Below are 11,463 nucleotides of genomic sequence, written 5' to 3'. Positions count from 1 at the left end.
GTAGACCCTTTATTGATGATACCTTCTTACTCCTTAGCGCAGGTCTTTGGAATTTCCATCTCAGAACAGCGTAAAATTTACTTCAATCACCGAAACACCCTTATTTCACTATTAAGCAACACGCTTAATGCAGTGTTCAAGTACTTTCGGGCCGGCCAAAGAACCATCTTTTGTGACATGCCCTACCATGATAATGGCGATCCCTCGTGTTTTGGCAAATCGGGTAAGATAAGCCGCAGTTTCTCGGACTTGTGCCACACTACCAGGTGATGACTGTATATCCGCGATATGCATGACCTGAATAGAATCAATCACCATCAATTTTGGCTGTTCCTGCTCTGCAATCAAACAAATCTGCTCAATACTGGTTTCAGATAATATATTGAGATTATCGGACGGTAACCCTAATCGATGCGCTCGCATCGCCACTTGCTGTAAAGACTCCTCACCGGTGACGTATAAAGTTTTCATCTGCGATGAAAGCCGACACATAGTTTGCAAAAGCAATGTGCTTTTACCAGCGCCTGGGTTACCACCAATTAAAATCGCGCTACCAGGTACCACACCACCACCGAGAACACGATCAAATTCTTTGAAATCAGTAGAAAAACGTGGCAATGCTTCTAAATTAATGGCAGACAATTTCTGTACTTGGTTACCTGTAGCACTACCGGCATAACCATTAAGGCGTTCTGCACGCGAGGTAGAACTGGCAGCTAATCTTACTTCGGTGATCGTATTCCAGGTATGACAAGCGATACATTGACCTTGCCAGCGTGGATAATCTGCACCGCATTCATTACAGATAAATGCTCTTTTTATTGCTTTTGCCACCGTTATTGCCTCTTTTATTTATTGTTTTAATCGTTAACGCTCTTCATGCTTTAAGCCACCACTTAAAACACAAAGTACACCCATCAAATCTGCATGTTGAATCGCTACTTTTGCCCTGGCCTGTACTTTAGATTTAGCATGATAAGCAATACCCAATCCGGCCTTACGGATCATTTTTACATCATTTGCACCATCACCAATGGCAACGGTTTGCTCGATTGGAATAGAGAATTGTCTCGCTAATTTTATTAAGGTTTGTGCTTTGACTTTAGCATCCACAATGTTGCCATTCACCTTACCGGTCAATTTGTTATCTTTAATTTCAAGTTTGTTAGCCACCGCAGCGGTTAATTTTAATTTTTCCTTCAAATAATTAGTAAAAAAATTAAATCCACCTGAAACAATAACAACATGCCAATCAAATGCCTGCAACTTACGGACAAGACTAGTTAAGCCTGGTGTCAGTGGCATATGTTCTAATACATTTTGCAAAATTTGCATGTCGGCTCCAGCAAGTAACTTAACCCGAGCTTTTAAATTTTCACTAAAATCAATTTCCCCTTGCATTGCGCGTTCTGTAATTTCAGCAACCTGCTGGCCAACTCCCGCCAAACGAGCAATTTCATCAATACATTCGATCTGAATTGCCGTTGAATCCATATCCATCACCAACAAGCCTGGTGCACGTAAACGGGGAATATTACCCAGCGGTACAACATCTAAACCACACTCTTCAGCTATTTTCTTTATTTTTGCGCTTAAGCTACCCGCGATACGAACGACCTGATAATCGTCAATACGCCAAGAAGAAACAATCACAATCGCATTACCAGAGCGTTGTTGAAATTGACTGATACGTTGCTTATTCAGTCCTCGTCCATAAAGCAACCAACCACTATCCCCAGCCCGATAATCCAAAGGCATAACCTCTTCACCACTTAGTGAAAGCGGTAATCCAGGCCATTTTTGGATCTCATTAGGCAAATAACAATAGGTTAAACTCGTCGACATTAATTCATACTCCTGTCACCCAATCACGACAATTAGCCAACAAAAAAACGGCTTTTCAAACTATCCTATCATCTTAACCTCTGGCAATATGATAATGAACTAAGTTTAAAAGAGCCGATTATGATTAAAACGAAATTAAAGTTTCGATTACATAAAACTGTTATCATTTTAATTTGCCTCTTCTTACTCATTATTCTAATCCAAAAGGTTAGTTATTTTAGTCAGTTACATCAGAAAATCAGAGTCGAGCAGTTTAAAGAATTGGCTCATACACATGCAGAACAAGTCGCTTTTAGCTTATCCAACTATATACAAAGTGATGGTAAAAATTTTAATAATAAACAGATCCTGGCCATTCTTAATCAATTAATAATTAATGAACATATTCTCGATGCAAGTGTTTACCTTAATGATGGAACCCAAATTCAGCATGCAGGTGAAAAAGTTGCTTTACGAGAGCGGTTATCCCTTAATCACCCTCCATGCCACAACTATGTTAACTATCAATTGGTTGTTCCAATCTTCGATACCAAAAAACCAAAAGGCTTTTTACGTTTAACCATTGATGCTCATCAATTTAGTATAGGATCTAAACAAATAGATAATATGGCTAATTTATTAAAGATTATGTTACTTCTAGCACTCACTATCGGTTTTATTCTGGCTAATATTTTATCTAGATCAATTTCAATACACTGGCCAAAGTTACCTTTTTTATCAATAAGCAATAGTCGCTCAGCAAACAATCAGCAAAAGAAATAAAAATTGCTAAAAAGAAAGCAGATTAAAATCTGCTTTCTTGCTTAATTTAAATTTAATGATTTATTTTTAATCCAGTAATAATACTGATTCTAACGCAATTTCAATCATCTCATTAAATGTCGTTTGCCGTTCTGCTGAAGTTGTCTTTTCGCCTCGACGAATATGATCAGAAACCGTACAAATAGTTAGTGCTTTGACACCATATTCCGCCGCAATGCTATACATACCAGCAGCTTCCATTTCCACCCCCAAAATGCCATATTTTTCCATTGTATCAAACACTTGCATTTGAGGCGTATAAAAAAGATCAGTAGAGAAAATATTACCTACCAAAACGTTGAGATTCTTTGCTTTAGCCGCAGTTACAGCATTATGAACCAGCTGATAATCCGCAATAGCTGCAAAATCATTGTCATCAAATTTTAGTCGATTAACTTTAGAATCGGTGCATGCTCCCAAGCCGATAATAATATCGCGTAACTTTACTTGATGGCTAATAGCACCACAGGATCCTACTCGTATTATTGTTTTAACACCAAAGTCAGTAATTAGCTCTTTCATATAAATTGAACAGGAAGGGATCCCCATACCATGCCCCATCAAAGAAATGCTACGACCTTGATAATTACCAGTAAAACCTAACATACCACGAACATCATTTACCTGACGGCTGTCGGTCAAATAATTTTCTGCAATATGTTTTGCGCGTAGAGGATCGCCTGGCATCAGCATAACTTCCGCAAAATCGCCCATCTCAGCATTAATATGTGGGGTGGCCATAAATAAATTTCCTTTTATTACTTATCAATAAAATCGGGAATATGAACAAATATTTCCCAACATACTTAAAATAGCGTTTTGCCATATGCCATTGGCGATAAACCAAAGTATTGCGCAACGGTTTGACCAATATCAGCAAAGGTCTGTCGATGACCTAGTGCCCCAGGTTTTACTTTCGGACCATAAATTAAAATAGGAATATTTTCCCGCGTATGATCAGTTCCTGGCCAGGTCGGGTCACAACCATGATCTGCGGTAATAATCAAAACATCCTCATTTTCAATTAATGCCAGCATTTCAGGTAAAAGACTATCAAATAACTCTAGTCCTGCCGCATAACCCGCAACATCACGACGATGTCCATATGAAGAATCAAAATCAACAAAATTAGTAAACACAATGGTATTGTCGGCCGCTTTTTTGATCTCCTCAAGGCTTGCTGCAAATAGCGCTTCAATACCGGTTGCTTTCACTTGCTTAGTAATGCCGACATTGGCATAAATATCTGCAATTTTGCCAATTGAAACCACCTGACCGGCTTTTTCTTCAACCAGTTTTTGCAGGATGGTTGGTGCAGGTGGTTCAACTGAATAATCTCGACGATTACCGGTACGCTGAAAACAGCCAGCTTTATTGCCGATAAAAGGACGAGCAATAACACGTCCAATATTATAAGCACCTTCATCTAGCGTCTTTCTCGCTATTTCACAAAGCTGATAAAGATTTTTAACCCCAAAATTCTCTTCATGACATGCTATCTGAAAGACTGAATCGGCTGAAGTATAGAAAATAGGTTTACCTGTTTTCATATGCTCTTCACCTAATTGATCCAAGATCACCGCACCTGACGAGTGACAATTTCCCAGATAACCGGGCAAATTAGCCGCTTCAACTAATTTATCCAATAATTGTTGCGGAAAACTATTTTTTTGTTGTTTAAAATATCCCCATTCAAATAAAACCGGTACCCCGGCAATCTCCCAATGACCTGATGGGGTATCTTTGCCGGAAGATAACTCACTCGCATAACCATAGGCACCGATAATCTCAGCGTCTTCATCCAGGCCGATTGGAAATGTTTCTGATGATCCCTCAGCGGCTTTTGCTAACCCTAAACGCGATAAATTGGGCAAAAAGAGTTTACCTTTACGATCCTTATCAGCCTTCCCTTGCGCACAAGCGGCCGCAATATGGCCTAAAGTGTTAGCCCCAGCATCACCAAATCTATCCGCATCCGGCGTAGCACCAATACCAAAAGAATCAAGCACCATAATGAATACACGTTTCATAACTACCCTTGGTTAGTCCAAATTCAATTAATCCATTATTAAACAAAAAATAACGCATTCCATAATTCGAGCTCATAATAACTATTTACTATCGTCAATAAATACAAAATACTAATCGATGCTATTATCTAAAAACTTCTTTTATTAGCGATCATTTATTAACAATCATTTTCATAGATTATTAAAATAGACATTTTCATTTTTCTGCCAGCCAATAATTACTGAAACAGTGCATAAAAAGATCAATAAAAATTAATAGTCGCCAGTAAAATTATCTATTGGGCATCCTAATGTATTTAATAGACTAGACAATAAGCTTGACGCCCCAAAACGAAAATGACGAATATTTACCCATTCTTTTCCCATGATTCGATCGGCTAAAACCAGATATTGGGCAGCTTCTTCTACCTTACGAACACCACCCGCCACCTTACAACCCACCTGGCTAGCAACGCCCATATCTCGAATAACTTTAAGTATAATTTCAACATTCTCTAGGGTGGCATTTATCGCAACCTTACCCGTTGATGTTTTAACAAAGTCAGCGCCGGCAGCAATAGCAATTTCTGCTGCCTGTCGAATAAGATCAGGCTGTTTTAATTCACCGACTTCAATAATAACTTTCAGTAAGACACCTCTCGGTAGACAAACTTCTTTACACGCTTTAACCAGGTCAAAACCAATTTGCTTATTACCAGTTATTAATGCTCGATAGGGAAAAACAACATCAACTTCGTCTGCACCATAAGCAATAGCAGCTTGTGTTTCAGCTGTAGCAATCGCAACATCATAACCACCAAATGGAAAATTAGTTACCGTGGCAATGCGAATATTCGGGGTTTTTTGTTCGGTTAGCATCTTACGTGCTAATGGAATAAAGCGAGGATAAATACATATCGCGGCAGTATTTCCTTGTGCGGTTTTGGCTTGATGGCATAAAATCTTCACTTTTTCATCAGTATCGTCATCATTTAGCAGAGTTAAATCCATCAAATTTAATGCGCGTTGTGCAGCAAGTTTTAATTCCATCATATAATTCTCAGAGCTACTAACATTATTGCTTTAGCGATTAAACAATCGTTCAATGTTTAATATACCAAGCAGATTAAGTTACATAGTCGCTAACGATAAAAAGAAGCCAGCAATAGTGGCACTCATCAAATTAGATAACGAACCGGCTAATACCGCTTTCAAACCTAATCGAGCAACATCTTTACGACGGTTCGGGGCGATTCCACCTAAACCACCCAGTAATATGGCTACTGACGCTAAATTAGCAAAACCACACAATACAAAAGAGATTATCGCTTTAGTATGTTCAGAAAGTACTTGCTTACCGGCGGCAATAACTTCACTATCTGGTTTTAAGTATTCGCCAAAATTCATATATGCAACAAATTCATTGACCACTAACTTTTGCCCAATGAACGAGCCGGCAATTGTCGCTTCATGCCAGGGTATACCAATCAAATAGGCAATTGGCGCAAAGATCCAGCCTAAGATCAATTCTAATGATAAGCCTGGTATATGGATCCAGCCACCGATCACCGACAAAATACCGTTAAGTAACGCTATCAATGCAACAAATGCCAGCAACATCGCACCGACATTTAGAGCGAGTTGCATGCCGGAAGAAGCGCCAGTGGCGGCAGCATCGATAATGTTAACTGGGCGTTCTTCGCCGCTCGCCACACTGACCATATTCACTGCATCGTGAGTTTTCTCTGTCTCCGGTACCATCAATTTAGCAAATAATAATCCCCCCGGTGCTGCCATAAAAGATGCTGCGATCAGATATTCCATTGGCACCCCCATTTGCGCATAGCCGGCCAATACCGAGCCAGCAACCGAAGCTAATCCACCACACATAACAGCAAATAACTCAGAGTTTGTCATGGTAGCAATATAGGGTCTGACAACCAAAGGCGCTTCTGTATGACCGACAAAAATATTAGCGGTCGCTGATAATGACTCAGTGCGTGAGGTGCCTAATATCCATTGCAAAAGTCCACCTAAGATTTTGATAAAAAATTGCATAATACCAAGATAATAAAGTACGGCTATCAATGATGAGAAGAAAACAATGACCGGTAAGACACGTAAGGCAAAAATAAAACCACTACCGCCGAACAGTTCAAACATTTTATTAGAGACTAAACCACCAAAGACAAAATCCATGCCAACTTGTCCATAACCAATCACACTAGAGACTGCATCTGATACAGTTTCCAAAGTACGGCGCCCGGCAGGGATATAAAGAATAAATGCGCCAATTGCCATTTGAATAACAAAAGCACCAAATACGGTACGAAATTTAATTGCCCGACGGTTACTGGAAAAAATGATAGCGATGAAAATCAATACTACCATCCCTAGCAGGCTCATAATGAGTTGCATGAATAATATCCCTGTGTATTATATAACAAATGAAAATTTATATAGTTTAAAAAATAAACTGCCAGTTTAATGCGCAGACATTATAACGATTTCGCATTAATAACTGACAGTCGGTATCACAAATAATCATAACGAAAAATCACGAAAAAATAAATTTCGCGACACATATCACTTAAGAAAAGCGATATTGCCGGCAAAAATTATCTAAAAAATACCATAATTATAATTAAATAACTTATTGGTATGATTATTTAGCCATATTAGTCTGCTCTTTTTTAATATTAAACAGTTGCAAACTATTGTTATAAAGCTGTGTTACAATTTCCTCTGCTGACTCTTGCCGAAGGTTACATAGTGCCTCAAATACCAAACCTATTCTTTCAGGACGATTAACCTGCCCCTGAAATCCAGCTAATGGCATATCAGGGGCATCAGTTTCAAGTACTAATGATGACAGCGGCAATTGCGCAGCTACTGCTCTGGTTTTCTTAGCCCGTTGATAGGTAATAACGCCACCAATACCGATAAAATAACCTAAACGGATAAAAGCATTCGCTTGCGACAAACTGCCTGCAAATCCATGAATGACTCCCTTTTTCGGCACGTCAAATCGTCTTAATAAAGCAGCTAGTTGATCATGACTTTTACGCGAATGAAGAATAACCGGTAAATCATACTGTTTAGCCAGCTGTAATTGCTGGATCAGCAATGCTTGTTGTTGCTTAACCGCAGCATTAGTAACAAAATAATCTAAACCTATTTCACCAATAGCAACACATTTATTGCTGTTTTGCTGCAATAATACCACTAATTTAGCAAAATGATCAGGTAAAAAATCTGCAATATACAAAGGATGAAAACCCAATGCAGTATATAAATGCGGATGTTGTTGCGCCAGTAAATATACTCGCTCAAAATTCTCAATACCAACCGCCGGGACAATGATATCAGTCACGCCAGCTTTCACCGCGCGCGAAAAGCTATCTTCAATATCATAGATAAAAGGAGGAAAATCAAAATGACAATGGGTGTCAACGAACATCAATGGCTAATCCTTCATCACCTGATTTTGGTTCTTCATCTTGTTGATTCGAAATTATCTCAGTAGACAAAGATGCCGAATTAGCAACCTGATTATTTTCAATAGAATACGGGTAAGATGCTAAATTATCAGTAGAAAAATAGTGTTTTAAACTAGTTAAAAAATAGCTGCCACATTGACGCCCAATATGATAATCAGTCTCTAAGGTTGAAGCACGGCTACCTATTGCACAACTCATTAAAGGTTTCGGTGGATAAATTTCAAAAATTTGGATACCTGATGGTGGCGCAGCAATAAATTTTTGTGTCTGTTGATAGCTTTTAATATGTACTTTTATCATCTTAGCCATCCGCCGTATATTGCGGTGTTCCAACCAGCGAGTCATCCTCTTTAACCATTCAGATGTATAATAAATTCCCGAAGGAACCGTTCTAATTACCACAATTGTTTTTGCCCCACGACGATAAGCTTCTTCAACAGGAATTGAAGCCGTTATACCACCATCATGATAAAGCTCCCCATTAAATACCGCCCCCTGGCGATAAAAGCCGGGGATAGCACTTGACGCCCGAATAATATCTAGCCAACTATCTTGTGTTGGTTGAAAATAAACCGGACTAAAATCCTCGTAGCGACATGCACTGATTAAAAATTGACGCCCGCTGTCTAAGTAAGACAATCCAGTAGAGAAATCAAGGGGTAATTCACGGGAGGTAATATCAATTAGCCAATCTAAATCAATCATATGGCCACCACGAATAAAACGTAGTGGATTAAAAAATTGAGATTTAGTGGTATAATCAGTGATCACCTTACGGGCATAACCACGCTGTTGGCAAAGATAGGCCGATAAATTTTGTGCGCCTGCCGATGTCCCTATCATGATGTTAAATGGGTTGAAACCAACACGGAGAAATTCATCCAATACACCGGCGGTAAAAATACCACGCTGTCCACCTCCCTCACAGACTAATGCTATTTTACCGAGATCAAATGCATTATTCTCAAAGGCTAAAGGCTCAATATTACCCAATGTGACTGATATATGTCTTCCCATATTGCTTTCCCCCCTTAAAACTGATACTAGACCCTCTAAATACAATCTGCTATTCAAAATCTACTATTGGGTTTAATAGTGAGATTTTTAGCGGCTTAAAAATTTGGGAGAAACCAATAAATACAGCAATTGAAAAATAGTCATACCCCCCACTAATAACAAGTGAGGGTAATGTAATAAAAAATTAATATGCCATAAATTAATGCTCTCGCGTTTTGCAGAACCGAATTTCAGGGTAGCGTTCGCGGGTTAGATTAAGATTTACCATCGTTGGGGCAATATAACTGAGGTTATCGCCACCATCTAAAGCCAGGTTTTGTTCATTTTTACGTTTGAACTCTTCTAATTTTTTTACGTCATCACATTCGATCCAACGTGCGGTTGACACATTTACTGGCTCATAAATAGCTTCAACATTGTATTCACTCTTCAAGCGCGCTACCACCACATCAAACTGAAGCACACCAACAGCACCAACAATAAGATCATTATTGGCTAAAGGACGAAATACCTGAACCGCACCCTCTTCGGATAACTGAACCAATCCTTTAAGTAACTGTTTCTGCTTTAACGGATCACCTAAACGGATGCGTTTGAATAGTTCAGGTGCAAAATTAGGAATACCGGTAAATTTTAACACTTCTCCCTGGGTAAAAGTATCACCAATCTGAATAGTGCCATGATTATGCAAGCCAATGATATCACCTGGAAACGCTTCTTCAACATGGGAACGATCACCGGCCATAAAAGTAAGCGCATCTGAAATAACCACCTCTTTTTTATTTCGTACCTGATAAAGTTTCATACCCTTTTGATAACAACCAGACACAATCCGCAAAAAAGCCACCCGATCACGATGTTTGGGATCCATATTGGCTTGTATTTTGAACACAAAACCAGAAAATTTTTCTTCCTGAGCATTAACAATACGACTATCAGCCTGCCGAGGCATAGGAGTTGGCGCCCAATTGACCAAACCATCTAACATATGATCAACACCAAAGTTACCTAAAGCGGTGCCAAAAAAGACGGGTGTTAACTTGCCTTGTAAAAATGCGTCTAAATTGAATTCATGAGAAGCACCCTTTACTAGTTCAAGTTCTTCTCGTAGCTGAGCAGCAAAATCGTCTCCAATAACTTTGTCCAATTCGGTATTATTTAATCCTTTAATAATAATAACGTCTTGAATAGCATGCCCTTGCCCACTCCGGTATAAAATAGTTTCATCACGATAAAGATGATAAACCCCTTTAAATAACTTGCCACAACCAATTGGCCAGGTAATCGGGCTACAAGCGATACTCAATTCACTTTCTACCTCATCCATTAATTCCATTGGATCGCGAATATCGCGATCCAATTTGTTCATAAAGGTTAAAATAGGTGTATCACGTAACCGTGTTACTTCCATCAATTTACGCGTACGATCTTCAACGCCTTTAGCTGCATCAATCACCATCAAACAACAATCGACCGCCGTTAAGGTCCGATAAGTATCTTCCGAAAAATCCTCATGCCCTGGGGTATCAAGCAAATTAATCAAGCAATTTTGGTAAGGAAATTGCATTACGGAAGTGGTAATCGAGATCCCGCGCTGTTTTTCCATTTCCATCCAATCAGATTTTGCATGTTGATTCGAACCACGCCCCTTCACTGTGCCCGCTTTTTGAATAGCTTGGCCAAACAACAGTACTTTTTCTGTGATCGTGGTTTTCCCTGCATCAGGGTGAGAAATGATAGCAAAGGTTCTGCGCCGCGCTATTTTCTGACAAAAATTATTCTCTTTCATTATAACTACCCAACATACACAACATGATGTATAAAAAATTGGCAAAAATTCTACACTGACAAAGCCATTTTGAAAACAATTACTAACTCATTAAAAAATATTTTTTAGTTAGCCGATAAAATTAAATATACAAAAGGGCACCTCGAAAAACTCAAGATTTTCAATTAACCCTTGGCTTTCATTCTAAATAATTAGATTTTTTTTGATTATCACGTTACTGATTCTATCGCACATTGCCCTGGCTAGGGCCATTTGACCCATTCTGGGCGTCAGAAAGCCACGATGCACGCGCTCTGGAAGTACGCCAACCGCTTTAGGTTGTAACATGCTGCCATCATCGTCATGGCAAAATTAGCGCGCACCTGTCCAATGGTGCGGATCAGTTTTCTACCCATTTGTTCCATCGCCGCAAATGCATGTTCAACCCGTGCCCTAGTCTTTGCAATCCTGTGGTTTCGCCCTTGCTGAGTCTTGGACAACGGTTTGTTTCGATGGCCTTTAC

The 11,463-nt window shown here is 39.2% G+C and carries 10 protein-coding genes and 1 pseudogene; 1 reads left to right on the top strand and 10 read right to left on the bottom strand.

Going from position 1 to position 11,463, the window contains the following annotated elements:
• Positions 1-126: 126 nt before the first annotated feature.
• Positions 127-834: pseudogene (locus tag CBG25_RS13290) on the bottom strand (AAA family ATPase); the annotation flags it as partial.
• Positions 835-867: 33 nt separating this feature from the next.
• The gene (gene serB, locus CBG25_RS13285) at positions 868-1,845 is read right to left on the bottom strand and encodes a phosphoserine phosphatase (RefSeq protein WP_290607205.1); all 978 of its coding nucleotides are present in this window, start codon (positions 1,843-1,845) and stop codon (positions 868-870) included.
• A 120-nt stretch (positions 1,846-1,965) separates the two neighbouring features.
• Here serB and CBG25_RS13280 point away from each other — a divergent pair, with 120 nt between their 5' ends.
• Positions 1,966-2,607, top strand: a complete 642-nt coding sequence (locus tag CBG25_RS13280) for an AhpA/YtjB family protein (RefSeq protein WP_290607203.1) — start codon at positions 1,966-1,968, stop codon at positions 2,605-2,607.
• A 66-nt stretch (positions 2,608-2,673) separates the two neighbouring features.
• Here the strand turns inward: CBG25_RS13280 and deoD are convergent, their stop codons facing one another.
• The 8 genes from deoD to CBG25_RS13240 all read right to left on the bottom strand — a co-directional run.
• Entirely contained in the window at positions 2,674-3,387 is a 714-nt protein-coding gene (gene deoD / locus CBG25_RS13275; protein WP_290607201.1) for a purine-nucleoside phosphorylase, read from the bottom strand.
• A gap of 65 nt (positions 3,388-3,452) precedes the next feature.
• On the bottom strand, positions 3,453-4,676 hold the full coding sequence (deoB, locus tag CBG25_RS13270) for a phosphopentomutase (protein WP_290607199.1): 1,224 nt from the start codon (positions 4,674-4,676) through the stop codon (positions 3,453-3,455).
• A 252-nt stretch (positions 4,677-4,928) separates the two neighbouring features.
• Entirely contained in the window at positions 4,929-5,708 is a 780-nt protein-coding gene (gene deoC / locus CBG25_RS13265; protein WP_290607197.1) for a deoxyribose-phosphate aldolase, read from the bottom strand.
• 78 nt (positions 5,709-5,786) lie between these two features.
• Positions 5,787-7,073: a NupC/NupG family nucleoside CNT transporter gene (locus CBG25_RS13260; protein ID WP_290607195.1), complete on the bottom strand. Its 1,287-nt coding sequence runs from the start codon at positions 7,071-7,073 to the stop codon at positions 5,787-5,789.
• A 247-nt stretch (positions 7,074-7,320) separates the two neighbouring features.
• On the bottom strand, positions 7,321-8,115 hold the full coding sequence (locus tag CBG25_RS13255; RefSeq protein ID WP_290607207.1) for a TatD family hydrolase: 795 nt from the start codon (positions 8,113-8,115) through the stop codon (positions 7,321-7,323).
• On the bottom strand, positions 8,105-9,172 hold the full coding sequence (locus CBG25_RS13250) for a patatin-like phospholipase family protein (RefSeq protein WP_290607193.1): 1,068 nt from the start codon (positions 9,170-9,172) through the stop codon (positions 8,105-8,107). The genes CBG25_RS13255 and CBG25_RS13250 overlap by 11 nt, the downstream gene beginning before the upstream one ends.
• Positions 9,173-9,371: 199 nt before the next feature.
• Positions 9,372-10,961, bottom strand: coding sequence for a peptide chain release factor 3 (gene prfC / locus CBG25_RS13245; protein ID WP_290607191.1), 1,590 nt, complete (start codon positions 10,959-10,961; stop codon positions 9,372-9,374).
• A 269-nt stretch (positions 10,962-11,230) separates the two neighbouring features.
• Positions 11,231-11,463, bottom strand: a 233-nt coding sequence (locus CBG25_RS13240) for a transposase (protein WP_290604297.1), incomplete at its 5' end; no start/stop codon positions are given.

The organism is Arsenophonus sp. ENCA, assembly GCF_002287155.1.
GTDB classification, from domain to species: Bacteria; Pseudomonadota; Gammaproteobacteria; order Enterobacterales; family Enterobacteriaceae; genus Arsenophonus; species Arsenophonus nilaparvatae.
This window is presented reverse-complemented; position numbering and strand designations above follow the sequence as displayed.

Excerpts from the sequence above, each read along its gene's own strand:
- serB (WP_290607205.1), bottom strand. The coding sequence starts at position 1,845 with ATGTCGACGAGTTTAACCTATTGTTATTTGCCTAATGAGATCCAAAAA.
- CBG25_RS13280 (WP_290607203.1), top strand. The coding sequence starts at position 1,966 with ATGATTAAAACGAAATTAAAGTTTCGATTACATAAAACTGTTATCATT.
- deoD (WP_290607201.1), bottom strand. The coding sequence starts at position 3,387 with ATGGCCACCCCACATATTAATGCTGAGATGGGCGATTTTGCGGAAGTT.
- deoB (WP_290607199.1), bottom strand. The coding sequence starts at position 4,676 with ATGAAACGTGTATTCATTATGGTGCTTGATTCTTTTGGTATTGGTGCT.
- deoC (WP_290607197.1), bottom strand. The coding sequence starts at position 5,708 with ATGATGGAATTAAAACTTGCTGCACAACGCGCATTAAATTTGATGGAT.
- CBG25_RS13260 (WP_290607195.1), bottom strand. The coding sequence starts at position 7,073 with ATGCAACTCATTATGAGCCTGCTAGGGATGGTAGTATTGATTTTCATC.
- CBG25_RS13255 (WP_290607207.1), bottom strand. The coding sequence starts at position 8,115 with ATGTTCGTTGACACCCATTGTCATTTTGATTTTCCTCCTTTTATCTAT.
- CBG25_RS13250 (WP_290607193.1), bottom strand. The coding sequence starts at position 9,172 with ATGGGAAGACATATATCAGTCACATTGGGTAATATTGAGCCTTTAGCC.
- prfC (WP_290607191.1), bottom strand. The coding sequence starts at position 10,961 with ATGAAAGAGAATAATTTTTGTCAGAAAATAGCGCGGCGCAGAACCTTT.